The sequence below is a fragment of the Algimonas porphyrae genome, from assembly GCF_041429795.1.
GTDB classification, from domain to species: Bacteria; Pseudomonadota; Alphaproteobacteria; order Caulobacterales; family Maricaulaceae; genus Litorimonas; species Litorimonas porphyrae.
In genome coordinates this window covers 1672600-1696460 of sequence record NZ_CP163424.1, presented here as the reverse complement: position 1 = coordinate 1696460, position 23861 = coordinate 1672600, and the positions used below count along the sequence as shown (strand labels likewise).

General features: G+C 59.2%; 28 protein-coding genes. 18 read left to right on the top strand and 10 right to left on the bottom strand.

Annotation, left to right across the window (positions count from 1 at the left end):
• Window positions 1-13: 13 nt before the first annotated feature.
• Complete coding sequence (locus AB6B39_RS08240; protein WP_284369073.1) at window positions 14-553, bottom strand: dihydrofolate reductase; 540 nt, start codon at window positions 551-553, stop codon at window positions 14-16.
• A 45-nt stretch (window positions 554-598) separates the two neighbouring features.
• Between AB6B39_RS08240 and AB6B39_RS08235 the strand changes: the two genes are divergently transcribed.
• Complete coding sequence (locus AB6B39_RS08235) at window positions 599-1177, top strand: hypothetical protein (RefSeq protein WP_284369074.1); 579 nt, start codon at window positions 599-601, stop codon at window positions 1175-1177.
• Complete coding sequence (locus AB6B39_RS08230; RefSeq protein ID WP_284369075.1) at window positions 1174-2115, top strand: hypothetical protein; 942 nt, start codon at window positions 1174-1176, stop codon at window positions 2113-2115. The genes AB6B39_RS08235 and AB6B39_RS08230 overlap by 4 nt, the downstream gene beginning before the upstream one ends.
• A 17-nt stretch (window positions 2116-2132) precedes the next feature.
• Here the strand turns inward: AB6B39_RS08230 and AB6B39_RS08225 are convergent, their stop codons facing one another.
• Window positions 2133-2405, bottom strand: a complete 273-nt coding sequence (locus AB6B39_RS08225; protein WP_284369076.1) for a DUF6356 family protein — start codon at window positions 2403-2405, stop codon at window positions 2133-2135.
• Between the two features lie 91 nt (window positions 2406-2496).
• Between AB6B39_RS08225 and AB6B39_RS08220 the strand changes: the two genes are divergently transcribed.
• Together AB6B39_RS08220 and AB6B39_RS08215 are read left to right on the top strand one after the other, a co-directional pair.
• Window positions 2497-2970, top strand: a complete 474-nt coding sequence (locus AB6B39_RS08220) for an Lrp/AsnC family transcriptional regulator (RefSeq protein WP_284369077.1) — start codon at window positions 2497-2499, stop codon at window positions 2968-2970.
• Between the two features lie 15 nt (window positions 2971-2985).
• Complete coding sequence (locus tag AB6B39_RS08215; protein WP_284369078.1) at window positions 2986-3327, top strand: zinc ribbon domain-containing protein YjdM; 342 nt, start codon at window positions 2986-2988, stop codon at window positions 3325-3327.
• A 154-nt stretch (window positions 3328-3481) separates the two neighbouring features.
• Here AB6B39_RS08215 and AB6B39_RS08210 read toward each other — a convergent pair whose 3' ends face one another.
• The 3 genes from AB6B39_RS08210 to AB6B39_RS08200 all read right to left on the bottom strand — a co-directional run bounded on the left by AB6B39_RS08210 (window position 3482) and on the right by AB6B39_RS08200 (window position 6471).
• Complete coding sequence (locus AB6B39_RS08210) at window positions 3482-3748, bottom strand: hypothetical protein (RefSeq protein WP_371398497.1); 267 nt, start codon at window positions 3746-3748, stop codon at window positions 3482-3484.
• A gap of 140 nt (window positions 3749-3888) precedes the next feature.
• Window positions 3889-4701 (bottom strand): thymidylate synthase, encoded by an 813-nt coding sequence (locus AB6B39_RS08205; protein ID WP_284369080.1) that lies wholly within the window; start codon window positions 4699-4701, stop codon window positions 3889-3891.
• Between the two features lie 462 nt (window positions 4702-5163).
• A complete protein-coding gene (locus tag AB6B39_RS08200) occupies window positions 5164-6471 on the bottom strand; it encodes a M20 metallopeptidase family protein (protein ID WP_284369081.1) in 1308 nt (435 codons plus the stop codon).
• A 315-nt stretch (window positions 6472-6786) separates the two neighbouring features.
• On the opposite strand from AB6B39_RS08200, the gene AB6B39_RS08195 reads away from it, so the two are divergent.
• The gene (locus AB6B39_RS08195) at window positions 6787-7821 is read left to right on the top strand and encodes a site-specific DNA-methyltransferase (RefSeq protein WP_348520132.1); all 1035 of its coding nucleotides are present in this window, start codon (window positions 6787-6789) and stop codon (window positions 7819-7821) included.
• An 83-nt stretch (window positions 7822-7904) separates the two neighbouring features.
• Here AB6B39_RS08195 and mutY read toward each other — a convergent pair whose 3' ends face one another.
• Window positions 7905-8960: an A/G-specific adenine glycosylase gene (gene mutY, locus AB6B39_RS08190; RefSeq protein WP_284369083.1), complete on the bottom strand. Its 1056-nt coding sequence runs from the start codon at window positions 8958-8960 to the stop codon at window positions 7905-7907.
• 56 nt (window positions 8961-9016) lie between these two features.
• Here mutY and AB6B39_RS08185 point away from each other — a divergent pair, with 56 nt between their 5' ends.
• The 12 genes from AB6B39_RS08185 (at window position 9017) to AB6B39_RS08130 (ending at window position 21285) form a co-directional block, all read left to right on the top strand.
• The gene (locus AB6B39_RS08185; RefSeq protein WP_284369084.1) at window positions 9017-9556 is read left to right on the top strand and encodes a DciA family protein; all 540 of its coding nucleotides are present in this window, start codon (window positions 9017-9019) and stop codon (window positions 9554-9556) included.
• Window positions 9553-10203, top strand: coding sequence for a thioredoxin domain-containing protein (locus AB6B39_RS08180; protein WP_284369085.1), 651 nt, complete (start codon window positions 9553-9555; stop codon window positions 10201-10203). The genes AB6B39_RS08185 and AB6B39_RS08180 overlap by 4 nt, the downstream gene beginning before the upstream one ends.
• Window positions 10204-10311: 108 nt before the next feature.
• The gene (locus tag AB6B39_RS08175; RefSeq protein WP_284369086.1) at window positions 10312-11022 is read left to right on the top strand and encodes a thioredoxin domain-containing protein; all 711 of its coding nucleotides are present in this window, start codon (window positions 10312-10314) and stop codon (window positions 11020-11022) included.
• 3 nt (window positions 11023-11025) lie between these two features.
• Window positions 11026-14469 (top strand): chromosome segregation protein SMC, encoded by a 3444-nt coding sequence (gene smc / locus AB6B39_RS08170; RefSeq protein ID WP_284369087.1) that lies wholly within the window; start codon window positions 11026-11028, stop codon window positions 14467-14469.
• A 316-nt stretch (window positions 14470-14785) separates the two neighbouring features.
• On the top strand, window positions 14786-15154 hold the full coding sequence (locus tag AB6B39_RS08165; RefSeq protein ID WP_284369088.1) for an AtpZ/AtpI family protein: 369 nt from the start codon (window positions 14786-14788) through the stop codon (window positions 15152-15154).
• An 11-nt stretch (window positions 15155-15165) separates the two neighbouring features.
• On the top strand, window positions 15166-15915 hold the full coding sequence (locus AB6B39_RS08160) for a F0F1 ATP synthase subunit A (RefSeq protein ID WP_284369089.1): 750 nt from the start codon (window positions 15166-15168) through the stop codon (window positions 15913-15915).
• A 33-nt stretch (window positions 15916-15948) separates the two neighbouring features.
• Window positions 15949-16176 (top strand): F0F1 ATP synthase subunit C, encoded by a 228-nt coding sequence (locus tag AB6B39_RS08155; protein ID WP_284369090.1) that lies wholly within the window; start codon window positions 15949-15951, stop codon window positions 16174-16176.
• Window positions 16177-16216: 40 nt separating this feature from the next.
• The gene (locus tag AB6B39_RS08150) at window positions 16217-16744 is read left to right on the top strand and encodes a F0F1 ATP synthase subunit B' (RefSeq protein ID WP_284369091.1); all 528 of its coding nucleotides are present in this window, start codon (window positions 16217-16219) and stop codon (window positions 16742-16744) included.
• A gap of 5 nt (window positions 16745-16749) precedes the next feature.
• On the top strand, window positions 16750-17271 hold the full coding sequence (locus AB6B39_RS08145) for a F0F1 ATP synthase subunit B (RefSeq protein WP_284369092.1): 522 nt from the start codon (window positions 16750-16752) through the stop codon (window positions 17269-17271).
• 75 nt (window positions 17272-17346) lie between these two features.
• Window positions 17347-18573 carry a DUF547 domain-containing protein gene (locus tag AB6B39_RS08140; RefSeq protein ID WP_284369093.1) on the top strand — a complete coding sequence of 409 codons (1227 nt, stop codon included), beginning with the start codon at window positions 17347-17349 and terminating at the stop codon, window positions 18571-18573.
• A 133-nt stretch (window positions 18574-18706) separates the two neighbouring features.
• Window positions 18707-19951 carry a DUF547 domain-containing protein gene (locus AB6B39_RS08135; protein WP_284369094.1) on the top strand — a complete coding sequence of 415 codons (1245 nt, stop codon included), beginning with the start codon at window positions 18707-18709 and terminating at the stop codon, window positions 19949-19951.
• Window positions 19952-20058: 107 nt separating this feature from the next.
• Window positions 20059-21285: a DUF547 domain-containing protein gene (locus tag AB6B39_RS08130; RefSeq protein ID WP_284369095.1), complete on the top strand. Its 1227-nt coding sequence runs from the start codon at window positions 20059-20061 to the stop codon at window positions 21283-21285.
• Between the two features lie 56 nt (window positions 21286-21341).
• Here AB6B39_RS08130 and AB6B39_RS08125 read toward each other — a convergent pair whose 3' ends face one another.
• Both AB6B39_RS08125 and AB6B39_RS08120 read right to left on the bottom strand, forming a co-directional pair.
• Window positions 21342-21506, bottom strand: a complete 165-nt coding sequence (locus tag AB6B39_RS08125; protein ID WP_284369096.1) for a DUF1328 domain-containing protein — start codon at window positions 21504-21506, stop codon at window positions 21342-21344.
• 90 nt (window positions 21507-21596) lie between these two features.
• Window positions 21597-21998, bottom strand: coding sequence for a hypothetical protein (locus AB6B39_RS08120; protein ID WP_284369097.1), 402 nt, complete (start codon window positions 21996-21998; stop codon window positions 21597-21599).
• Between the two features lie 227 nt (window positions 21999-22225).
• On the opposite strand from AB6B39_RS08120, the gene AB6B39_RS08115 reads away from it, so the two are divergent.
• Complete coding sequence (locus tag AB6B39_RS08115; protein WP_284369777.1) at window positions 22226-22750, top strand: SRPBCC family protein; 525 nt, start codon at window positions 22226-22228, stop codon at window positions 22748-22750.
• On the opposite strand, the gene AB6B39_RS08110 is transcribed toward AB6B39_RS08115, so the two are convergent.
• Both AB6B39_RS08110 and AB6B39_RS08105 read right to left on the bottom strand, forming a co-directional pair.
• Window positions 22734-23129, bottom strand: coding sequence for an ExbD/TolR family protein (locus tag AB6B39_RS08110; protein ID WP_284369098.1), 396 nt, complete (start codon window positions 23127-23129; stop codon window positions 22734-22736). The genes AB6B39_RS08115 and AB6B39_RS08110 overlap by 17 nt on opposite strands.
• A gap of 290 nt (window positions 23130-23419) precedes the next feature.
• The gene (locus AB6B39_RS08105) at window positions 23420-23860 is read right to left on the bottom strand and encodes an iron-sulfur cluster assembly scaffold protein (RefSeq protein WP_284369099.1); all 441 of its coding nucleotides are present in this window, start codon (window positions 23858-23860) and stop codon (window positions 23420-23422) included.
• Window position 23861: the final 1 nt, after the last annotated feature.

The window sequence follows — 23861 nt, the reverse complement described above, 5'->3', positions numbered from 1 at the left end:
GTTGCCCTCGCTTTCAAGACGATCTGCCAGCCAATCGGCGATCCAGCACGCGTGTCGTGAAAGCATGGTCGTCGCGCGGCCCGGCAGGATGGGTTCTTGCATCACGAATCGTCCAGTCCCGCTCGTCCAGCGCTGGAAAGACGGCGTCACCTGAAATGTCCGCATCCACAATGGTTTCGTAGATACGCTGAATGTGCGGCAGGCTCGCCTTATAGAGCTGCGCACCGCCGATGATCATCACCTCATCTCCGCCCAAAGCACCCGCCAATTCGGCGCCGCGCGCAATCATCACATTGATGTCATCGAAAAGTTCGGCCCCGTCCGCCTGGTAGTTCCGGTCCCGGCTGAGCACCAGATTGGGACGACCGGGTAGTGGGAAGGGCAGGCTTTCCCATGTCTTGCGACCCATTAGGCAGGGCTTATCCATGGTGATCCGTTTGAAATGTTTCAGATCGGATCCCAGCCGCCAGGGCAGATCGCCGTCCCGCCCGATGACACGGTTGCGGGACCGGGCGACGATGGCAGACAGGATGAGCCGTGGATAAGGAATCATGTCGGATGGGTTACAGTCCGCACGTCACCGCGTATAGGCTCATCCATGTCGACCTATGCAGAGCGTGAACTCGTATCGTCACCAACCCGGGCGGTCATCGTCACGGCAGTCTATGTCCTGCTGATCCCGCTCATCAATTGGAGCTTCACCTGGGCCCCGATGGTGGCGCTGCCCGGGCTGGGCTGGCTGTTCAATCCGGTGACAATCGTGACGGGACTTGTCCTGGTGGCGCGCGACTTTGCGCAGCGTGAGATCGGTCACTGGGTACTGATCGCCATGGCGGTCGCGCTGGGACTGACCTGGGCGACCAGTGGCGGCGAGCTGGCCCTGGCATCCGGTGTCGCTTTTGCCGTGTCCGAGCTGGTGGACTGGGCGGTCTTCACCTTCACCAAGCTGAAACTGTCGAGCCGGGTCCTGCTTTCCTCCGCTCTCGCAGCGCCCGTGGACACATCCGTCTTCCTGTTCGGGGCCGAAGCGATCCGGGACGGCATGTTCACCCTGCCCAACGTCACCATGAGCATTATCGGGAAGATGGTCGGCGCGCTGGTCATCTGGTGGCTGATCCGCCGCACGATCGAGAAAAATGATCCGCCTCGGACACGCGCTGAGGGCATAGCCGAATGAGCGCTCGCCCTCTCATCCTTGATGTCGACGGCACGCTGATCAAGAGCGACCTGACGCATGAAATGATCCTGGAAGCGATCAAGCGCGATCCACACCGCGCGGTCCAGTATGGCTGGCTCGGCCTGCGGTCCAAACCGCAGATGAAGCAGCGCATGGTCGCGCGCATCGGTGAGCGGCTTGCCGTCGACGCCCTGCCGCTGGAACCGAGGATTGTCGATCTCGCCCGGCAGGCTGTCGCGAAGGGGCGCGACGTCTATCTCTGCTCCGGCACGGAACAGTCCCTCGTCAGCCGCCTCGGCGAGACGCTGGATTTTGTCACCGATTCCTTCGGTACCTCGCCGACCTATAATATGACATCGGAGAACAAGGCCGCCTTCCTCGAAGACCGTTTTCCGGACGGGTTCGACTATGCCGGCAACAGCACGCAGGATTTCGCCGTCTGGGAAGCGGCGCAATCGGCCTATGCGATCAGACCGCCCGCTGCCGCCGAGATCACGACGACTGCCGCGCTGCAGCCTGTGAACATTCTGGAAGAGCGCCCGAGCCTGCCCGGCAAGCTGCCCCTGCTGCTCAAGGGTCTGGAAATCTGGAAACTGATCGTTCTGCTTGTCCCGCTGCTACTGATCACGGCGCTGCTGGGGCAGCCATCCGATGTTATGCTGACACTGACGGCGTCGACGACATTGCTGTTTCTTGCCCATAATGTCGGGCGCATGCTGCGCGGCGTGCAGCGCGACCGGCGGCGCGGGGGGTCTTTCCGGACCAGCAATGCAATCGCGACGGGCGATCTCTCCGTGCCGCTGGCACTGCTGGCTTATACGGTTCTGGGTCTGGCAGGGCTGGGTGTGCTGGCGATGACAAGTCCGCGTCTGTCCGCGCTGGTGCTTGCAGTGGCCCTACTCTGGGCCGTCAGCCAACGCATAACGAGGCGCGACTGATCGCAGGATTCTGAGTTTCAGGCCGTCTCGCCTGTGGGGGCCGTCTCAGTAGCCCGCGTCGCCGTACCGGGGCAGTCAGGCCGCGTGCGGCGATCGCGATGGGTACACATTTCGTGATTGAGCCGCTCGATCATGCGGCTCCCGGTCCGGGTGCAGATGAAGGGAAAGAGCCCGTGCAGAATGCATCCGAACCCGGCAATGATCATACGAAAGCCGAAACTCATCGAGACACCCATATGCTGAGCGTAAGTTTCGCCGACATCCGCCGGGTGGTCCGTAAAAATCTTCATGATCACTGTCTATCCCATCGCCAACCCTATTTCATCCCAAATTATCCCACATTTACTTGAAGTTTTAGTGAACATATCCCATCAGTGACGCATGCATAAGCTTGATTTGATTGATCGCAAGATTCTCATGCAACTTCAGCGCGACGCGAGTCAGTCCATACAGGCGATCGCGGCACAGGTCGGTCTGACCAGCAATCCATGCTGGCGGCGGATCAAGCGCCTGGAAGAAGCCGGGATCATTTCGGGCCGCGTGGCCCGCGTCGATCCCATGGCCATGGGACTGAAAATGACCTGTTTCGTCACGCTGCATACCGAAGATCATTCCGAGGACTGGTTGCGCGCCTTCAATGCGGCGATGCAGAAGATTCCGGAAGTGGTCGAATGCCACCGCATGACCGGCGATGTCGATTATCTGATGAAAATCCTCGCCTATGATCTGGAGCATTATGACGAGATCTATCGTAAACTCATCCGCCTCGTTCCCGGACTGAATGATGTCAGCTCCGCCTTCTCGATGGAACGTCTCAAGGATGGTCACATCATCCCGGTCGATACAGAATTCTAGGCCTGAAAGCTCGCCATGACCGACACACCGCCCTGCCCGGAATGCGGCTCAGACTATGTCTATGCCGACGGCCCGCTCCTGATCTGTCCCGAATGCGCCCATGAATGGGCCGCAGCCGACAGCGCGCCTGCCAATGACCTTGGAAAAGTCTATCGCGATGCCAATGGCAATGCGCTGGAGGACGGCGACACTGTCACGCTGATCAAGGACCTGAAGGTCAAGGGCACCAGCAAGACGGTGAAGGTCGGCACGAAGGTGCGGATCAACCGGCTCGTCGATGAAGACCACGACATCGACTGCAAGATCGTCGGCATCGGCCCGATGAAGTTGAAGACGGAGTTCGTGAAGAAAGGCTGATGGAGATTTATACCACTAACTTTCCCGAAATATGCGGAAAGGCTAATATCCCATTATCTCCAAATGTGTTGATGAGCATCGGCGGTAAGATAATATGCGCTCTTATGATCTGGTGGCTGATCAGGTGGAGGATAAAGCGAAGTTAGCGAAAGATCTAAAAATCTACTTCAAGTTGTTTTTTCTCCGTACTTGAAATATTGATTTCCTTTATAACCAATCGGGTTGCAAACCAGATAATAAGCAACCCTATCCATAGTATCAAAACTCCAAACGGATCCACCCAGTCATATATCCAATGCGACTCCGCAGCGGTCATAGCAGCATGCATAACTTCCAATTGTTCTGGAAATTCAATGGCTTCAAAATTAGATAGCTCAGCTGCTACTTGTCGCGCGGTAGTATTGACCGCATGAAAGATCATAACATTTGCGAGGACATAAAACGAACAGAAAAGAGTATAGCCTACGACCACCCATTTACCTAATCTCGAGGCCTTCATCTCTACTACAATTAGTGGCCCTGACATCGTCGTAAGAAGCGTTAAAAGTAACGGCCAATGCATTAAACCGCTACCTTCCCCGCAATATGCGGGTGCGCCTCATATCCCACCAGCTTCACGTCCGCGTAGGTAAAATCCGTGATCGCCTTCACTTCAGGATTCAGTTCCAACCGCGGCAGCGGTTTCGGCTCCCGCGTCAGCTGCAGCTCCACCTGCTCGAAGTGATTATGGTAGATATGCGCATCGCCGAATGTGTGGACATAGTCACCGACATCGAGGTCGCAGACCTGCGCGACCATGTGGGTGAGCAGCGCGTAGCTGGCGATATTGAACGGCACGCCGAGGAAGATGTCGGCGCTGCGTTGATAAAGCTGGCAGGAGAGACGGTCGCGTCCGCCCGCGGTATCGGGGGCCACGAAGAACTGGAACAGGCTGTGACAGGGCGGCAGCGCCATGCCGTCCACCTCCGCCGGGTTCCAGGCCGAGACAATATGGCGGCGCGAATAGGGGTTGGTCTTGATCTGTTCGATGACCTTGGTCAGCTGATCGATGATGCGCCCGTCCGGCCCTTCCCAGCGCCGCCACTGCTTGCCGTAGACCGGGCCGAGATCGCCGTCTGCGTCTGCCCAGTCATCCCAGATGCGAACGCCGTTCTCCTGCAGATAGTTGACGTTCGTATCGCCTGCGATGAACCAGAGCAGTTCGTGCACGATCGACTTGCGGTGCAGCTTCTTGGTCGTAACCATCGGAAAGCCATCAGTGAGGTCAAACCGCATCTGATAACCGAATACGCCGCGCGTCCCGGTCCCCGTCCGGTCCATCCGGTCGATACCCGTGTCCATGACATGTCGGAGCAGATCGAGATATTGGCGCATGGTCCTCCCCTATCCGATTCACGCCCATCTCGAAATAGGGCGGCGGTGCAGGCCTGTGGACCCGCCGACCGGCAATCCATCCCCCCATCGACAGGGCTGTGTAGCCGTAACGCCGCGACTTGCAGAAACCCGATCCCCGCCTGCGAAACGCGAGGCTACTTTACCCTCGTATCTTCGGTCATGCGGAGGGCGGGTAGGACGCTAACCGACCTTTGAGCCGGAGATCACGGTTCGGCTGTGATATGGGTTTGCCCCCACGCTCAGCCAGTCCGGAGACACCGTTGAAGGACAGAAGGCTCCGGATGATCAGAACCGTGCTGCGGTGAAAGCCCGTTTTCGGCGGCAGCAATCGCCACCGCCATAGCCACCCTGGCCGGTCGCTGGACAGGCCGACACCGCGGACGCCCTCCGCACCTTTTTCCTCTGCCGCCAGATCAGCGGTCGGACCTGTGGTCCTGCCTGCTACCCACGGTCGAACAGCGCCATCGCGCTGATGACCATCGCTTCCGTGCCTGCCGTAATGGCCGGTTCGGGCGTGACCTTGAAGAAGGGCGAGTGGTGCGAGGCGACACCGTCCAGCTGATCGACAGGTGTGCCGCCGACCGCCATATAGACGCCGTCAATATTGTGTTCGGGATCGATGAATTCGGCGAAGTCCTCTGCGCCCATACCGCTGCGGCCCGGCGGAATGACGGCGTCCGGACCCATGGCCTCGATCAGCTTCGCTTCGAGGAAGGTCGCCGTTTCCGCATCGTTCTTCAAAGGGGGCGTATTGCGCGGCAGACGTGTCACGACTGGCATCAGATCATCCGGCACGCCGTAAGCCTTGGCGGTTCCGGCGGCAACGCGGTCGATCGCGTCCAGCAGGGTTTGCCGCACGCCCGGATCGTCGGACCGTACCGTCAGTTTCAACTCGGCACTGTCGCCGATAATATTGTTCTTGGTCCCGGCGTGAAACGAGCCGACCGTAATGACGCCCGGTTGCAGCGGGTTGATCGTGCGGCTGATGATGCTCTGCAGATTGACGACAAAAGCACTTGCCACCAGCACCGGATCGACACCCATATGCGGCGCAGCGCCATGCGTGCCGACGCCGCGAATGGTCACATCGACACTGTCCGAGCTGGAATAGGCCAGCCCTTTGGGGACCATGATCTTACCCGCTTCGACGGGTGACCAGACATGAAAGCCCAGCGCATAGTCCGGCTTGGGAAAGCGCTCGTAAAGACCGTCCTTGATCATTGCCCGCGCACCGGAAATGATTTCCTCGGCCGGCTGCGCCACCAGGATCAGCGTGCCGGACCAGTCATCCTTGAGCCGTGCCATCTGCGTGCCGGTCCCGATCAGTGACGTGACATGCACATCATGCCCGCACGCATGCATGACATAGTTTTCAACCCCGTCGATCCCGACCTGACGCTTGGTCGAGGCATAGGACAGACCGCTATCTTCCTTGACCGGCAGGCCGTCCATGTCGGCGCGAATCATAACGGTCGGGCCGTCGCCATTGCGCATCACCGCGACGACTCCTGTCTCCCCCACACCCGTCGTCACATCGAAGCCCTGCGCAGTCAGTTCGGAAGCGATACGCTTTGCGGTTTCGAACTCACGGAAGGATAGCTCCGGATTTTCATGAAAGTGAACGAACAGATCGCCAAGCCGCGCATCGTAATCTGCCTGGATACGCAAGCTCAGATCCTGCGTCGCATCGTTCGCAAAGCTCGGTGCGGCTGCGAAAAGTAAGGCCGTCGCCATGAGTGCTGATTTCATATTGTCTCTCCCTGTGCGGGTTTATGCCTGACGGATGGCGCACAAGGCAACGTCAAACCTTAACGTCCGCCCCTGTGGATATTCACACCTGCTAATTTCGGTTAACCATGTGATTTAACAGCGCATTTACCCTGCACCGCCAGCTCTGTCTCAAATCAACCCGCTTTGCGACAGGATTCCCTCATGAGCCATCTTCGCGTCGTTGCCGACAATACGGCCACCGCATCAGCGCCCAAGTCTGACCCAGAGTCCGCGTCCGTCGTGGACGACAGCCTGCCACTCAATGAGATCCTGCAAGGCGACTGCGTTGACCTGATGAACAGCTTGCCCGAAGGCTCGGTCGATCTGATCTTCGCCGACCCGCCTTATAATCTGCAACTCGGCGGCGATCTGTCCCGGCCCGACAATAGCGTCGTCGATGGGGTGACGGAAAGCTGGGATCAGTATGATTCCATGGATGCTTATGATCTGTTCACCCATGACTGGCTGCAGGCGGCGCGGCGTCTGTTGAAGCCGGATGGCGCGATCTGGGTGATGGGCAGCTATCACAATATCTTCCGGGTCGGCACGGTGCTGCAGGACCAGAAGTTCTGGATTCAGAACGACATTATCTGGCGCAAGACCAATCCGATGCCGAACTTTCGCGGGACGCGCTTCACCAACGCGCATGAAACGCTGATCTGGGCGACCAAATCCGAGGATGCCCGCCCGACCTTCCACTATGACGCCATGAAAATGATGAATGACGGAGTGCAAATGCGCTCTGACTGGACCCTGCCGATCTGCACCGGTCACGAACGTCTCAAGACGGAAGGCGGCGGCAAGGCCCATCCGACACAGAAACCCGAAAGCCTGCTGCACCGGGTCATCCTCTCGACATCGAACCCCGGCGACGTCATTCTCGACCCCTTTTTCGGCACGGGCACAACGGGCGCCGTGGCCAAGAAGCTGGGCCGTCACTTCATCGGACTAGAACGCGAAGCCGACTATATCGCCCATGCGCGCAAACGCATCGCCAAAGTCCGGCCCGCCGGCACGGAAGCGATCAAGATCACCCGCTCCAAACGGTCCGAGCCGCGGGTCCCCTTTGCGACGCTCGTCGAACGCGGCCTGATCGATATCGGCACCAAGCTGTTCTCAGCCAAGGGTAATCTGACCGCCAAGGTCCGCGCCGATGGTTCTCTGGCCTGCGATGACGGGTTCGAGGGATCGATCCACAAGGTCGGGGCGCATCTGACCGACGCGCCGTCCTGTAATGGCTGGACCTTCTGGCATACGATGAACAAGGACGGGCTGACGCCGATCGATGCAATCCGGACCCAGATCCGCGCGGAAATGGCGCAAGCCTGATCATCGGACCGGGCGTCGAAGTGAGCACGAATTGAAAATGTGGACGGGGCCGATGTGGGACGACCCCGCCCGATTCCTCTAGACTAGGTCACATTCGCTCTGTCCAGTACCTTTCTGAAAAGACTGGGCAAAGCCTGTGTATGAAGCGCTGAGACGGCCACCCATCGCCCGTCGCCCGGCGGGTCGGTCATCACCTGCGCGAGATGAATATCGAGCCGCAATTCGAAATGGGTGAAGACATGCCGGACCGGTGCGGTCAGACGGCTCCACTCTGCCTCCACCGGCGGTGAAAAGTCTGGGCGCTCGGACTGCCAGTCACTGCCCGGCACCTCCATCATCCCGCCCAGCAGTCCCGCTTCGCTGCGCCGCCGCAGCCAGATCTGATTGTCCTTCAGCATGACATAGGCATGGCCCAACCGGACAGGGGTCTCCTTTTTGGGCGTCTTTATCGGATAGGCCGTCATGTCGCCATGCGCATAGGCGGCGCACTCATCCGACCAGGGGCACAGATCGCAGGACGGTGCGCGCGGGGTGCAGATCGTCGCGCCCAGATCCATCAGGGCCTGACCGTAATCGCCCGGACGATCCGGATCGGCGAGCGCAGCGGCCAGTCGTCTGATCTCCGGCTTGGCCTTGGGCAAAGGCGTCGCAACCCGGTGCATACGCGCAATCACCCGTTCGACATTGCCATCGACGATGCTTTCGGGCTGATCGAAGCAGATCGCCGCGATCGTCGAGGCGGTATAGTCGCCAATTCCCGGCAAGCGCAGCAATTCCGCTTTGGTCTCCGGGAACCGTCCTTGATGCGCCTCCGAAATGATGGCGGCGCATTTATGCAGGTTCCGCGCGCGCGCATAATAACCGAGACCGGCCCAATGGGTCAGCACATCGTCAAGCGGGGCCGCTGCCAGATCCTCCACCGTCGGATAAAGCGTCAGAAACTTGTGCCAGTAAGGCGTCCCATGTGGGATCGTCGTCTGCTGCATCATCACTTCCGACAGCCAGATCGCATAGGGGTCAGGGGTCGCGCCCGCCGCCCGGTCTTCAGGTCGCACCCGCCACGGCAGGATCCGCCCTTCCCGGTCATACCAGTGGAGTAAGGCAGCCCGCAGGGCCTGGATCTGGGAGTCGGTCCACATTCTATCCGCAAATCTGTGCGCTTTACGGACGCAGCGCAATGGTCGAAGGTCGGTCTGTGACAAAGCGACCCCTCACACCCGGCGAACGTGCCAAGATCGAACGCTATCTGGAAGCGCAGCGCGCTCGCCCGCAGGCCCGCGCGCTGCCGAGCGCCAGCATGGCCGTCAACAGAGTCATGCGCCCATTGGCTGCGCAGGGTCAGAAACGCGGCAGCTCCGCCCTGGCGCTGGCCCGGGTCTGGCCAGAAATCATGGGTCCCCGCTGGTCGAAGATCAGCGCCCCAGTCCGGTTTCGCGGCTCGAAAACGGGCCGAACGCTCGTGATCAGCGCGCCAGGACCCGCAGCTTCCCTCATTCTGGCCGCCTCCGGACAGATACTGGAACGCCTCGCCACTCATCTGGGCGCCGATCAGGTCAACCGGATTGAGGTCGTTCAGGCGCCGGCGCGTCCTGCCGAAACCCCGCCACGGCGCAAACGCGGCCTGACCCCGTCCGAGGAGACGCAACTGCAGGAAGGCCTTACACAAGTGCGTAATGAGCGTCTAAAGACAGCGTTGGAGCGGCTTGGCCGCGAAGTCATCAGGAACCAGACATGATCCGTGCCGCCCTTTTGTCCGCCTTCGCGACCGCTGTATTGGCCACCGCGCCAGCCCATGCCCAATATAGCACGCCGATCCCGGATGAGACGCCCGCAACGGAATATATCTATGCCGAAGCGCCCACGGATCACGTCATCGGATCGGTCGATGCGCCGCATACGATGATCCTCTACGCCTCCAATGTTTGCCCGGCCTGCGGTCACTGGTTCGCGAACCACTGGCCCATCGTCAAAACAGAACTGGTCGAGACGGGCCGGCTGCGGCTTGTGTTCCGCCCAATGCCGACGGAACCTGTCCAACTCTCCCTGACTGGTTTTCTGATGGCAGAATGCGCCCCGAAAGGGGAATATATCACCGTCATCGAAGATCAATTCGCGCGGCAGACGACGATATTGGGCATGGTTCAGAACCGGATCAGCCCAAAACCCGAATATGATGCTATTGCAATGGGGGCTGGCCTGCAGAGTGACGAGGCCATTCAGGCCTGCCTGTCAGACCCGGACATGATGGCGGCGGTTCGGCAGAAAGCCGACTGGGCCTCAGCGGCCGATATTCACGCCGTTCCGTCATTCATCTTCGATGGCGAGGTGATGGACGGCGACCATAATGCGGACGCCATTCGCAGCTGGATGGACAGACGCTAAGCGTTCCTTCACTTGCTATCCACATCTAGCTGACCGATTGTCGGCTCCCGGGGCCTGCAAAGCTGTGCGCCTACCTTGAAACCCACACCCAATTCGGGATGCTTCCTTATGACCTCGATGATTCGCACTTCGATCCTGATCAGCGCGGCGGCCCTGTTGGCGGCCTGCGGCAACGGTACGGCGACCGATACGACGGCCACCACCAATACGGTTGCGACCAGCGGCGACGCTGAGCGGACGCCCTTCGAGCGCCCTGACGATCATGCCATCGGCAATCCCAACGCCGCCGTAACCGTGATGGAGTTTGCCTCTGTCACCTGTCCGGCCTGCGCCAACTGGCACCAGACAGTCTATCCGGACTTCAAGGCGAAATATGTCGATACCGGCAAGGTCCGTTACGTCTTCCGCGAATTTCTCGCCGGGGCACCCGATCTGGCCGATGCCGGTTTCATGATTGCGCTCTGTGCAAATGAGGATGACTGGTTCAAGAATATCAAGCTGCAGTTCGACCGTCAGAGCCAGATCCTGACCCTCGCGCAACAAGGACAAGCGCGCGAAGCCTATGTCAATCTCGCTAAATCCTCCGGCCTGTCCGAAGACGAATTCGTCCAGTGCATGGCCAATGACACGTTGCGTGAAGAATATATGGATCGGATGCAGTCCGGCATCGATATGGGCGTTGCCGGCACACCTGCCTTCGTCATCAATGGTGAGCTCAAGCGCGTCTTCACCCTGGAATCCATTGAAGAACAGATCCTGCCTCTGCTCGGCGAAGACATGCCCGTCGCGGACGCGCCCGAACAAGAACCTGCCGAATAGTGTATGGGCGCGCTGGTCTTTGAAAAGATCACGCTGACGGGCTTCAAGAGCTTCGTCGAGCCCACAGATTTCCTGATCGAGCCAGGTCTGACGGGCGTCGTCGGCCCGAATGGCTGCGGCAAGTCGAACCTGCTGGAAGCGATCCGCTGGGTCATGGGCGCCAATAGCGCCAAGGCTATGCGCGGATCGCAGATGGAAGATGTGATCTTTTCCGGTACGCGCCAGCGTCCGGGCCGCAATCAGGCGCATGTCACCCTGCATATCGACAATAGTGCCCGGGTCGCGCCCGCAGCCTTCAACGATTCCGATCAACTCGACGTTATGCGTGTCATCACCAAGGGCAAAGGATCGACCTACAAGATCAACGGCAAGACCGTCCGCGCCAAGGACGTGCAATTGCTCTTCGCCGACGCGTCGACGGGGGCCAACTCCCCGGCCCTCGTCCGGCAGAACCAGATCAGCGAACTGATCTCCGCCAAACCCGCCAACCGGCGGCGCGTCCTCGAAGAGGCTGCCGGTATTTCCGGCCTGCATTCCCGCCGCCATGAAGCGGAACTGCGTCTGCGCGCCGCCGAGAACAATCTCGACCGATTGGACGATATTATGGCGCAGGTGGACGGCCTGTTGCTCAGCCTGCGGCGACAGTCGCGTCAGGCGGCACGCTACAAACGTCTGGCCGGTGAGATCCACGAATATAAGGCGCTGCTATGGCTGAAACGCTGGGTCGCGGCTCTGGATACGCTGGCCGGCGCGCAGGATGCGCTCAAGGCCTGCGATCAGGCCGTTCAGGATAGCGCGCTCCGCGCCGCCGAAGCGCAACGGCTGGCGAGCGATCTATCGGGGACATTGAAACCGAAACAGGAAGAGCAGCTGATCGCCGCTGCCGTACTGGCGCGACTGAACGCCGCCAAGGAAACACTGGAAGCCGATGAACACGCCGCCCAGTCTGAAGTGCGCAAACTGGCTGCCCAGATCGAACAGCTGACGGCGGATATCGAGCGCGAATCCGGTATCGTCGAGGACGCTCTGGCGGCGGAAACGCGGCTGAAGGTGGAGCATGACAATCTCGCCTCCGTTGGCGATCAGTCTGCGGCGCTGGACGAAGCGCGCGACGAGGCCGAAGCGGCGCTGCGCCTGCGCAACCAGATTGAAGCCGACATGAATGAACTGACCGCGCAAATTGCCGGGCAGACTGCCCGTGCGGAGAGTGCCGCGCGTGAGCTGGAACAGTCGGAACGCCGCCTACGCGCGCGTGAAACCGAACTGGAAGAGGCCACGGCGAAACTGTCCGGAATGGCGGGCGACGACGGGGCCTCGGCCAATCTGTTCGCTGCCGCCGCCAATGAGGCCATGGACGCACTCGAAACCGCCAAACAGGTGGAACGCGATGCCGCGCTGGCTCGCAACGAGGCCGACGAGGCCGACCAGCAGGCGCGCGAAGCGCTCAATGATGCGAAGACGGCGCTCGGCGCGCTGACATCGGAACGCGCTGCGCTCGACCGTATCGTCAATCGCGGCGACCAGGCGGCGGAAACGGCACTTTCGCAGATCACGGTCCAGAAAGGCTATGAGCAGGCCCTCGCTGCCGCGCTCGGTGAAGACCTGGACGCCGCCATTTCCGGCCAGTCGGCCCTGCGCTGGACAGGGGCACCCTCACCGGCGCAGAGCCTGCCATCGGGGGCCACGCCCCTGTCTCATCTTGTCAGCGGCCCGAGCGAACTCACCGCAAGGCTGGACCAGATCGGTGTGACGGACAGTGCCGCAGAGCTGAGCGACCAGCTGAAGCCCGGTCAGCGACTGGTGACGCGCGACGGTCATCTCGTCCGCTGGGACGGCTTCGTGATGGAAGCCGGGGCCGAGACGGCGGCATCGGTCAAGCTAAAGCAGCAAGGCCGACTGCAGGAGATGGTCGCCGAAATTGCAGTCGCTGAGAGCGCTGTCGAAATCGCCCAGACCGAATTTCATGCGGCCCGCGCGCGTAGGAACGCCGCAAAGGATGCCGCCGTGCAGGCGCGGGCGGCCCTTCCGGACCTCGAACGTAAGGAACGGGCCGCGCAGGCTGCTGTCGCCCAGTACGAGACGGATGTTGCGCGCGAAACTGCGCAAAAGCGGTCGCTCGAAGACCGGATTGCGCGGCTGCAAGCCGAAATTACCGAACTCTCCGCTCAGCGGGATGCCGCAAGACAGGCTGTCGCCGCTGCGCAGACGGACGACACGCTGAGCCCGAAACGCGATGCTCTATCGGAACGGCTCTTCGCGGCCCGCTCGGATGCCGACGACAAGAATTCCACCTACCGATCACTGCACAATGCGATCGAAGCCCGCACGACGCGGCTCAAGGCGGTTGAGACTGAGCGGGCCGACTGGGAACGTCGCCGCACGCAGGCGGGTGACCGTGTCTCAACCTTGGAGGGTCGGCGCGACGCTGCCGAGATCAACTATACGACAGCAACCGAGGGGCCGAACAAGTTCGAAGATCGCCGCAAGGCACTGTTCGAACAGCTGGAAACCGCGGAAGCGCGCCGCCAGTCTGCTGCTGACGCGCTGGCCGATGCTGAGACGCACTTGCGCGAGGCCGAAATCGAAGCGCGCGATCTGGAGAAACAGGCCGGCGAAGCGCGCGAGGCCCGCGCCGCGGCCCAGGCCCGGCTGGTCGCCGCGCAGGAGCGCATCGGCGAGACCAAGGCCCGAATCAACGAAACCCTGCAATGCGAACCGTCCGAACTGACCGAACATATTGGCAAGCTCGATCCGGCATCCGGCCTGTCCGAGCACGATATCGAGCGCAAGCTCGAACGGCTGGCGGCGGAGCGCGAAAAGCTGGGCGGGGTCAATCTGCGTGCCGATGAAGAAGCCGCCGAGCAGGAAGAAAAACTGAATGTGATGAAGACGGAGCGCGAGGATCTGATCGCCGCAATCGCCCGTCTTCGCGAAGGCATTGACGAACTGAACACAGAAGGCCGCCAGCGGCTTCTGGAAGCCTTCGATGTGGTCAATGGCCATTTCTCCAAGCTTTTCGTCACGCTGTTTGGCGGCGGCGAAGCTTGGCTCTCTCTGACGGAGTCCGATGATCCGCTGGAAGCGGGACTGGAAGTTTTCGCCAGACCGCCCGGCAAGACGCTCAAACCGATGAGCCTGCTATCCGGCGGGGAACAGGCGCTGACCGCGACGGCCCTGATCTTTGCGGTCTTCCTGTCAAATCCGGCCCCCGTCTGCGTGCTCGACGAAGTCGATGCGCCGCTGGATGACTATAATGTCGGTCGCTATTGCGATGTGCTGGACGAGATGAAACGGCTGACCAATACCAAATTCATCGCCATTACACATAACCCGGTCACGATGAGCCGCATGGACCGCCTGTTCGGCGTCACCATGGCCGAACAGGGCGTGTCGCAACTCTTGAGCGTCGAACTGGCCCGCGCCGAACAGCTGGTAGCGGCTGAGTAATGTTGTCGGGACAAATTGCATCCGACCGACACAGACTGCCTTGCGCAATGAGCGCGTTACGATCCTGAGCCGCGATGATAATGGCCGTCGCCTCGCCGTTTCGATCAACGCGTTGCCCAACTGAATCAACTCGTCTTCAACCTGACCTGAGAAAAGCCCGAATAAAAGCGTGGTAAAATAGCTTTTTTTCATCTCTATCAAAGACTTAGACCCTCACCTGCTTTTGTTGACTTCGCCTACCCCCTTCGTTAGGTAGGCCCCGCTTTCAACAGGTCCCATTCAGGGGCCTGTTTTGTCAGCGTCACGCTTGGTTTTCATGCCGAAACAGAACGGACAGTCCGACACCTCCCTCCAGACCGACCTCGACGCGCTCGAGGACAAGCTCGCAGCCGCCAAAGCACGCCGCGATGCCAAGCTTGGCAAGGATGACAAGGACGATAATTCGCTTCTGGGAATGGCCTGGCGATTGAGTACGGAACTTTTGGCGTCCGTTTTGGTGGGTCTGCTTTTAGGCTGGGGAATTGACCAGCTATTCGGATCGCAACCATTCGGACTCCTGATTGGGCTTGGGTTCGGCATCGCTGCCGGGTTTATGAGCGTCTTTCGCACGGCGGATGCCATGGATGCGAAAACGGGGCATATTCCCAAAGGTGACGCACGTCCTGAGCTGGAAGATGAAGACTGAAGGAGCGGGACGTGGCAAGCGGACCCATGGAACAGTTCGAGATTGATCGTCAGGTCGATCTCTTCGAGATTGCCGGACAGACCGTGTCCTGGACGAACTCTGCCTTCTGGATGGTGGCGTCCGTCGTTGCCATCATTGCCTTCTTCATTCTGACCATGCGGGGCAAGCTGATCCCTGGACGTATGCAGTCACTTGGCGAGCTTTCCTATGAATTCATCGCGGATATGGTTCGCGATACGGTCGGGCCGGAAGCCATGCGCTTCATGCCCTTCATCTTTGCCCTGTTCTTCTTCATCCTGTTCGCCAACCTGATCGGCATGAACCCCTACGCCTTCACCACGACGTCGCACCTGGCCGTGACCGCCACCATGGCGATCTTCACCATTCTTGTCGTGGTCGTCGCTGGTGTCTGGAAGAACGGCTTCAAATGGTTCAAGATTTTCGCGCCGGCTGGTCTGCCCGTGCCGATGTACGCGATTATCGTGCCGATTGAGATCATTTCCTTCATCGCCCGTCCCGTGACACTGGCTGTACGTTTGTTCGCCAATATGGTGGCTGGTCACGTCATGCTGAAACTGTTCGCGATCTTTGCCGCCTACCTCGTCGCCAAGGGCGGCGTGACGGCATTGGGTGCGATCCTGCCGATTGCCGGCACGATGGCGATCGTTGCGCTCGAATTTCTGGTCGCAGCCCTGCAGGCTTTCGTGTTCGCGATCCTGACCTGTGTCTATCTCAACGACGTCTACCACGTCGATCACTAAACCTTACGCTATCCAACTCTAGGAGATCCCATCATGGAAGCAGAAGCCGCAAAATTCATTGGTGCCGGCCTGGCCGGAACCGCCCTTATCGGTGCCGGCATCGGTATCGGTTCCATCTTCTCGAAATATCTCGAAGGTGCCCTGCGCAACCCATCTGCCGCTGCCGGTCAGCGTACGAACCTGCTGCTCGGTTTCGCACTCTGCGAAGCGACAGGCCTGTTCGGCTTCGTTCTGGCCATGATCATCCTGTTCGCATTCTAGAACAGACCTGACGTAAAACACGCACGGACCGGGAAGAGCCATGGCTGCTGAAACCGTCTATGACGACACTGCACAAGCTGCCTCTGGCGGCATGCCTCAGCTCGACCTGTCGACATGGACGAGCCAGATATTCTGGCTCGTTCTGACCTTTGCTGTCCTCTATTTCGCGCTGTCCCGGTTCATTCTTCCGGGCTTGCGCGATACGATCGGGACCCGGACTGACAGAATTGCCGATGACCTCGATTCCGCGACCCGCATGAAGCAGGAAGCGGAAGAGGCCGAAAAAGCCTATGAGACGTCGCTGCGCGATGCTCGGGCCAAGGCCATGAATGTCGCCGAAAGCACACGCCAGTCACTCGACGCGGAAATCCGCACCGAACTGGACGCAGCCGACGCCGAAGCCGATCGCGAAGCGCAACTGGCCGAGACGCGTATTCGTGAAATCAAAACGGCCGCACTGTCCAACATCGACGCCGTGGCAGCCGAAGTGGCCGGCGCCGTCGTGACTGAATTGACGGGCAAATCCGTCTCCGACGCGAAGCTTCGTGTCGCGCTTGGAAAGGCTTGATCACGATGACTTTTGATCTTGTCATGGCCGGCGGCAAAGCCTGGTACTTGTCATCCGAGTTCTGGGTTCTGGTCCCCCTGCTCCTCTTCTTTGCTCTGATCGCCTGGAAAGGCGCTTTCAAAGCCATGGGCAGCGCGCTGGACAGTCGATCGGACGCCATTCGCGACGAGCTCGATGAGGCGCGTCGCCTGCGCGAAGAAGCGCAGGCTCTGCTCGCCTCCTACCAGCGTAAGCAGGCCGAAGCCGAAGCTCAGGCCGAAGAGATTGTCGATCAAGCTCGCCGCGACGCCGAGGCCATGGCTGTGCGCGCCAGAACTGATCTGAAAGAGCGTCTGCAACGCCGCGCCGCTCAGGCCGAAGCAAAAATTGCCTCCGCCGAAGCACAGGCGCTGGCAGAAGTTAAATCCAGAGCAGCCGACTTGGCCGTAGATACTGCAGAGACACTGATCCGCACCGAAATGGCGGCTGCTGACCGGACCCGCTTCTTCAAGGACGGTCTGGATCAAATCTCAGGATCGCTTCGCTAGGCACCCAATCTAACATTATCGTTATTCGATAAGGTTTGTCTGGATTTCGATCCGGAGATATGCTTTAGCGTGCGCATGAAACATCTGCCCGCGCTCTTCACATTCACAGCTGCTCTGGCCATCGCTCCGGCGTCATTCGGACAGGCACAGACTATTTCCACGCCGTCCCTGACCCTGTCGGCAGCGACCGCGTCGGCTTCACCCTATAGTCGCTTTACGCCCAATCCGACCAAGGCGACGCGCCTCGATTTCACGCTTTGGGACGAAATCCTGAAGGATATGGTCCTGTATACAGGCCCCAGTCTGCGTCAGCGGGCCAGCCAGCCATCGCCAGTCGTCGGCTCGCGGATGACCTTTGGTCATACATCGCCGATCCGGCTCGAAGGCAATAAAGTCCTGTTCGAAGGGATCGATGACGACTTCAAGACGATGCTCGACATCTATGTCGAAGACCTGGTCGATATCGGCAACCGGATCGATCTGGCCTCCATTCCACAGGATGCGCAGCTCTCCTACTGGATGAACCTCCACAATATCCTGGTCATTCAGGGCATCGCCGAAAACTACCCCATCAGCAGCCCATCGCGCATCAAGGGCGCTGACGGCCTCGGCTTTCACGATACGAAACGCATCACCATCGACGGTGTGCCGCTCTCGCTGCGCAATATCCGGCAAGATATCGTCTATGCGAACTGGTCAAACCCGCTGGTGATTTACGGCTTCTTCCATGGTGATCTCGGCTCGCCATCGATCCAGCGTAAAGCCTTCACGGCAGACACGGTCTGGGACACACTGCGCTTTTCAGGAACGGAATTTGCCAATTCCCTGCGCGGCTTCATCGTTTATGGCGACAAGCCTCAGATCTCGCGTCACTATGAGGATGCGGCCCCCTATTTCTTCGCCAACGACTTCAATGCGCAGGTCCGTCGCCATATGGGCGCACTCCTCAATCCCGAGGTGAAGGAAGAGTTCGACAAGGCCACGGCTGTCGTGAAAGTTGCCCGTTACGAAGACGATGTCGCCGACATGACCAAAGGTACGAATGACCGTATTCAGCTGGGCAGCGTCCGGACCCTCGATCCACTCGGCGGCACTCGCGAAGTTTCGTCAACCCTGGCCAGAGCGATACAGGAGACAGGCGAGAAAATGACCAAGATCCGTCGTCGCGGCCTGTTCGGTACGGTCACGATCGAGGATATCCAGACCGTTCCGGAAGAGGACCGACTGTCATCAGGCCTGTCGATCGAAATGGAACTACCGGAAACAGGCACGGAGCAATCCTCAGACGACCCGGCGGAATAGTCGCGCGGCAGTACATCGTCAGGCCCCATAATCTGGAGGCCCGTGTTCAAGTCTCATCAGCCAAAGATGGGATGCGTCAGGCTCGGGTCGGACGATTCTGGATTTCAGACGCGTTTTGTGCTTTGCAGGCTGCATGAAATCTGTTGCCGCCGCCTGCATCGTCATGGCTCAGCTTATCGCCCCATCCGCGTTTGCGCAGATGCAGGCCATGTCGACGCCGTCCCCGGTCTTAGTCCAGTCAAAGTCACAGGCGAGCCAGATGGCCTCGCCTTATTCTCACTTTACCCCCGACCCGAGCCGGACAACCCGGCTCGATTTCACCTTCTGGGACGAAGTTCTGAAAGAGTCGGTTCTCTATACCGGACCGAGCCTGCGAGAGCGGGCCAGTCGGCCCTACCCGATTGTCGGATCGCGACTGACACGCGGCCACACGTCCCACTACCGGCTTGAGGGCAATAAGGTCCTGTTCGAAGGGTTTGATGACGACTTTACCGAGATGCTCGGTCACTACGTCGAAGACCTTGTCGCGATCGCCAACCGGGTCGATCTCACCTCATTGCCGCGTGACGAGCAACTTGCCTACTGGCTGAGCCTTCACAACGTGCTTGTCGTTCATGCGATTGCCGAAAACTATCCGCTCAGCAGCCCTTCCCGGATCAAGGGTGCGGATGGGCTACGCTTCCATGACACGAAACGGGTTACGATCGACGGGGTAGTCTTGTCGCTGCGCAATATCCGCCAGGATATCGTCTATGCCAATTGGGCCAACCCTTTGGTGATCTACGGTTTTTTCCATGGCGACATTGGATCGCCCTCCCTCCAGCGGAAAGCCTACGCCGGGAATACGGTCTGGGACACGCTGCGTTTCTCAGGCACCGAGTTCGCTAATTCGCTGCGCGGTTTTATCGTCTATGGCGATGAACCGAAGATTTCGCGACATTATGATGATGCCGCGCCCTACTTTTTTGCAGTTGATTTTAACGCCGATGTTCGACGGCATATGAACAGCCTGTTGACTCCCGAGGTCAAGACAGAGCTAGCCGACGCAACCGCCGTCGTGAAAATCGCCCGTTACGAAGCCGATGTCGCCGATATGACCAAAGGCACAAATGACCGGATTCAACTCGGCAATGTCTACTCCGCAACTTCGAGCGGAACGACGAAAGTCCCAACCGTGCTCGCGAGAGCTGTCAATGAAACCGGGCAGAAAATGACCAAAATCCGTCGCCGTGGCCTGTTCAGCACGGTCACGATCGAGGACATCCAGACCGTTCCGCAGGAGGACCGACTGTCATCCGGACTGCCGATCGAAATGGAGCTGCCAGACCCAAGTCAGAACACTGGCTCTAGCTCAGATTCCGATGAGCCGTCTGACTGAGCCATTAAAATTTGCGCCGATCCCACGGTTCGTGTCTTGCAGACCTCACCATAACCGCAATTTGAACGAATCTGGATTTGCAATCCAGAATATGCTTTGAATATGTCATGAAACATATCGTTGCTGCTCTGACTCTGTCTCCTCTCTTGGCAATCTCTGCGCCGTCTTTCGGACAGCCATTGACCGTATCGCCTCACACCTTCGCAGCGACGGGTTCGACGGCAACGCCCTCATCCTACGGCCGTTTTGCGCCAAATCCGTCCCTACGGACACGTCTCGACTTCACCGTCTGGGACGAAGCCCTCAAGGAAATGGTGATCTATACCGGTCCGAGCCTGCGCGAGCGTGCGGTCCGCCCGGCCCCGGGGGTCGGCACTCGTCTCGTCCTTGGTCATACATCACCCTATCGCCTGGAAGGGAACAAGGTCATTTTCGAGGGGATCGACGGCGAGTTCGAAGACGTCATCGATAGCTATGTCGATGATCTGGTGGCCATCGGCAATCGCATCAATGTTTCCGCGCTTCCGCGCGATGAACAGCTTTCCTACTGGCTGAACCTGCACAATGCGCTCGTTATTCAGGGGATCGCGCAGAATTATCCCACGACCAATCCATCCCGGATCAAGGGCGCCGACGGGCTGTCTTTCCACGAAACGAAGCGCGTCACGATCGCGGGTGTGCCGTTGTCGCTGCGGAACATCCGGCAGGACGTCGTCTACGCCAACTGGGACAATCCTCTTGTCATTTACGGATTCTTCCACGGCGATCTCGGCTCCCCATCCATTCAGCGCAAGGCGTTCACGGCGGAAACCGTCTGGGATACGCTTCAATACTCAGGCAAGGAATTTGCTGGATCGCTTCGCGGCATCGAAATCTATGGCGATAAGCCCCGGGTTTCACGCCATTATGAAGATGCCGCCCCCTATTTTTTCGCAGGCGATTTCGACCACGAGGTTAGAACGCATATTGCTGCGCTTGTAGAAGACGATCTGCGCGATCGCTTCCTGTCGACGGACACACCAATCAGAGTGGCTCGCTATGCGACAGACATTGCCGATATGACCCGCGGCACGAACAACCGGACCCAGCATGGCTATGTCATGACGATGGATTCGGCGGTAGGCCTTCGGCCCGTCAGCTCGACAATGGCCCAATCCATCGATGAAACCATGCAGAAAATGATCAAAGTCCGTCGCCGCGGCCTGTTCAGCACGGTCACGATCGAGGACATCCAGACCGTTCCGCAGGAGGACCGACTGTCGTCGGGCCTATCGATTGAAATGGAGTTACCGGATGATGCGGCGGAGGACGGCGTCAATGCCGCCCCGGAATAGGCCATAAAAAAACCCGGATCGAGATCCGGGGTTTTTCATTTTGTATACTGAATGGATCAGGCTTTTTTGACCAGATGCATGATCAGGCCGATCACGAACAGAGCAACAAAGACCCAGAACAGGATAACGGCGATAGATGACGCGGCACCGGCAATCCCGCCGAAGCCCAGAACGGCCGCGACAATTGCGATGACAAGAAAAATGATGGCCCAACGAAGCATTGGCTCTCTCCCAAAAAGTTCGGGCGACGTTGCCCGTGTCATTCCAACGGCTGATGGAGCGAGTCTGTTCCGAGACAGATTTAGTCGCCGTTAAAGCTTTTCGTCTTCGTCGGTCGGCGAGAGCTCCTGTTCGACAGCGTCATCATGTTCCGTCTTCACGACTTCCATTAGAGTGAGAGCTGAATCGGCGTCCTGATCCAGCGCGGCGAACCGTCCTTCATAATCGCCGGTCACGACCAGATCCCGCGCGGTTTCATCACCATGGCTGGCCCTGTCGACGGTAAAGGCAATGAACTCGTCCAGGTTCAAATCGCCTGAAAGGTCGGCATCGTGAGTGGCGAACAGCGTCTCAAGCTCGGCTGAAGACATGTTCATCATATCGGATTTCGGCTTGTTCTGAACCGGATCCGTATCTTGCGCGGTAGCACTGGCGGCAAGCGCAGCCATGCAGGCGAACGGCAGCAGAGCGTATTTCAATAAGGCGTTTGACATGGGGGTGTCCTTTTAGAGTGGTGCCACGCCCAGCCGCCGACCCCTGTCGCAAAAGGCTACGAGCGGCACAACTGAACGGTCTGTCATGCACCGGTCATCTGTCAGCCGCCCTTATCCAGCCACATTGGCGATATCAGGCGATGCAGGCGGAGATCATGGCTTGCCAATTTTTGCCACAAAGTCGTAACCTTCCTGTAAGGCAGGATTACAAATTTGGAGTCGACGTGATGTTATTGCGAGGACTGGCGATCGGCTTGGTGCTGATCGCGACATTCGGCGCGAAAAATGCCGGCGCGCAGGTTCGGACCATGATCTACGCCGACGTAACGGTCGATGCCGATCCTGCCACCGCCTTCGCCGACTGGACCAGCAAGGACGGCATTGAAGATTTCTTCGCACCGCTCGCGACTATAGAGGCCGAGCCCGGCGGGCTTTACGAGCTGTGCTTCGACGTCTCTGCTGTCGAGACGCAGCAATGCGGCAATGATGATGGCCGCATTCTCTCCCTGCAGCCCGGACAGATGCTGAGTTTTACCTGGGCCATGCCGCCCTACATGTCCGAGATCAGGCCGCATCTGACTGTCGTCCAAATCCTGTTCGAGCCGATGGGAGATGACCGGACACATGTCCACCTCTTCCATACCGGCTTCGGCACAGGCGAGGCATGGGATGAAGGCCACGCCTATTTCGACCGTGTCTGGCCGCAAGTGCTGGAAAATTACCGCGTCAGCAAACTTACGGATCAACCTTGATCGTGATCGGCACTTGCGCGGCGTCCATCCGGTCCTTCAGAAAAACCACCGCATCGACGCTTGTGTCCGACTGCGCCTGCAGTGAGACATTGGCTTGGGGCGATTGAGCCCGGAGCGCTTGCACGCGCGCCGGCACGGAAGCCAGGCTGAGAGGCTGCCCCTGAATATGAGCCATATCCCTATCGTCGAGCTGAACAAGAATGGAGGGCTGAACCGCATTGGGAGGAACATCCTGCGGCGTTTCTGACAGATCGAGACCGCGTTCATCCAGAAAAACGGCGGAAACGATGAAGAAAATCAGCATGATGAAAACGAGGTCCAGCATCGGCGTCATATCCACAACCGCTTCATCATCCTGTGTCTGTCGCCGTCGCCTCATGGACATCTCCCGATTGAATTAATAACTTTATAACATAACTTATTGGTCATGTACAGGTCGTCAGTCGACGGTTCGATATCTGTGTTTCGAGAGATGATGCAGTAGCACCCGATACTCACACGGCTATTCGTTCCCATAGGACGCAGGGGACACCATGGCCTCGCTTTGGCGACGCCGTGTGATCATGACGAGAGGAAGTGTTTCGAAATACTTCAGCATCCCTTTGGTCCGGAAAGAGACGCGTGTCTTCCAGCCCTCACTGAAGAGTTGGGACGATCCTGCAGCAGGCCTCAGGATCCGTTGCATTCTCTCTGCAATGCGCGATCCACCGCCTCAACCGCCGCGTCGAAGGCCAGTAACGTACTCTGGTGCCGCGCCGGATATTCCCGGACGCCTGAAAGCAAGGCCAGCTTCTCGAAGCGACCCTTCGGTGGATCGCCACCCTCTTTCAGCATGAACCGGAGCGCATCACGCGCCGCCGTCAATTCGCCGAGCGTGGCCCCATTGATGCGCTCCTGCAGAATGGCGGCACTGGCCTGACCGAGTGCGCAAGCCTGCACCCTCAACGCCGCGTCGGCGACCCGGTCACCGCTCATCGCCACATCGATTTCGACCCAGGACCCGCAAAGCTTGCTGACTTTGCGCGCGGTCCCGTCCGGCGCATCGAGCGCAGTATTGCTCAGCGTCGATGACAGGGTGAGAATGTCCGTGCTGTATAACTTGCCGAGCACG

What these genes read in the sequence shown, in the direction of transcription:
- AB6B39_RS08215 (WP_284369078.1), top strand. Translation starts at nt 2,986, where the DNA reads ATGACCGACACACCGCCCTGCCCGGAATGCGGCTCAGACTATGTCTAT.
- AB6B39_RS08225 (WP_284369076.1), bottom strand. Translation starts at nt 2,405, where the DNA reads ATGAAGATTTTTACGGACCACCCGGCGGATGTCGGCGAAACTTACGCT.
- AB6B39_RS08230 (WP_284369075.1), top strand. Translation starts at nt 1,174, where the DNA reads ATGAGCGCTCGCCCTCTCATCCTTGATGTCGACGGCACGCTGATCAAG.
- AB6B39_RS08235 (WP_284369074.1), top strand. Translation starts at nt 599, where the DNA reads ATGTCGACCTATGCAGAGCGTGAACTCGTATCGTCACCAACCCGGGCG.
- AB6B39_RS08220 (WP_284369077.1), top strand. Translation starts at nt 2,497, where the DNA reads ATGCATAAGCTTGATTTGATTGATCGCAAGATTCTCATGCAACTTCAG.
- AB6B39_RS08140 (WP_284369093.1), top strand. Translation starts at nt 17,347, where the DNA reads ATGAAACATCTGCCCGCGCTCTTCACATTCACAGCTGCTCTGGCCATC.
- AB6B39_RS08120 (WP_284369097.1), bottom strand. Translation starts at nt 21,998, where the DNA reads ATGTCAAACGCCTTATTGAAATACGCTCTGCTGCCGTTCGCCTGCATG.
- AB6B39_RS08240 (WP_284369073.1), bottom strand. Translation starts at nt 553, where the DNA reads ATGATTCCTTATCCACGGCTCATCCTGTCTGCCATCGTCGCCCGGTCC.
- smc (WP_284369087.1), top strand. Translation starts at nt 11,026, where the DNA reads ATGGGCGCGCTGGTCTTTGAAAAGATCACGCTGACGGGCTTCAAGAGC.
- AB6B39_RS08150 (WP_284369091.1), top strand. Translation starts at nt 16,217, where the DNA reads ATGGCTGCTGAAACCGTCTATGACGACACTGCACAAGCTGCCTCTGGC.
- AB6B39_RS08145 (WP_284369092.1), top strand. Translation starts at nt 16,750, where the DNA reads ATGACTTTTGATCTTGTCATGGCCGGCGGCAAAGCCTGGTACTTGTCA.
- AB6B39_RS08200 (WP_284369081.1), bottom strand. Translation starts at nt 6,471, where the DNA reads ATGAAATCAGCACTCATGGCGACGGCCTTACTTTTCGCAGCCGCACCG.
- AB6B39_RS08125 (WP_284369096.1), bottom strand. Translation starts at nt 21,506, where the DNA reads ATGCTTCGTTGGGCCATCATTTTTCTTGTCATCGCAATTGTCGCGGCC.
- AB6B39_RS08115 (WP_284369777.1), top strand. Translation starts at nt 22,226, where the DNA reads ATGTTATTGCGAGGACTGGCGATCGGCTTGGTGCTGATCGCGACATTC.
- mutY (WP_284369083.1), bottom strand. Translation starts at nt 8,960, where the DNA reads ATGTGGACCGACTCCCAGATCCAGGCCCTGCGGGCTGCCTTACTCCAC.
- AB6B39_RS08180 (WP_284369085.1), top strand. Translation starts at nt 9,553, where the DNA reads ATGATCCGTGCCGCCCTTTTGTCCGCCTTCGCGACCGCTGTATTGGCC.
- AB6B39_RS08155 (WP_284369090.1), top strand. Translation starts at nt 15,949, where the DNA reads ATGGAAGCAGAAGCCGCAAAATTCATTGGTGCCGGCCTGGCCGGAACC.
- AB6B39_RS08175 (WP_284369086.1), top strand. Translation starts at nt 10,312, where the DNA reads ATGACCTCGATGATTCGCACTTCGATCCTGATCAGCGCGGCGGCCCTG.
- AB6B39_RS08210 (WP_371398497.1), bottom strand. Translation starts at nt 3,748, where the DNA reads ATGATCTTTCATGCGGTCAATACTACCGCGCGACAAGTAGCAGCTGAG.
- AB6B39_RS08110 (WP_284369098.1), bottom strand. Translation starts at nt 23,129, where the DNA reads ATGAGGCGACGGCGACAGACACAGGATGATGAAGCGGTTGTGGATATG.
- AB6B39_RS08205 (WP_284369080.1), bottom strand. Translation starts at nt 4,701, where the DNA reads ATGCGCCAATATCTCGATCTGCTCCGACATGTCATGGACACGGGTATC.
- AB6B39_RS08165 (WP_284369088.1), top strand. Translation starts at nt 14,786, where the DNA reads ATGCCGAAACAGAACGGACAGTCCGACACCTCCCTCCAGACCGACCTC.
- AB6B39_RS08195 (WP_348520132.1), top strand. Translation starts at nt 6,787, where the DNA reads ATGAACAGCTTGCCCGAAGGCTCGGTCGATCTGATCTTCGCCGACCCG.
- AB6B39_RS08135 (WP_284369094.1), top strand. Translation starts at nt 18,707, where the DNA reads ATGAAATCTGTTGCCGCCGCCTGCATCGTCATGGCTCAGCTTATCGCC.
- AB6B39_RS08130 (WP_284369095.1), top strand. Translation starts at nt 20,059, where the DNA reads ATGAAACATATCGTTGCTGCTCTGACTCTGTCTCCTCTCTTGGCAATC.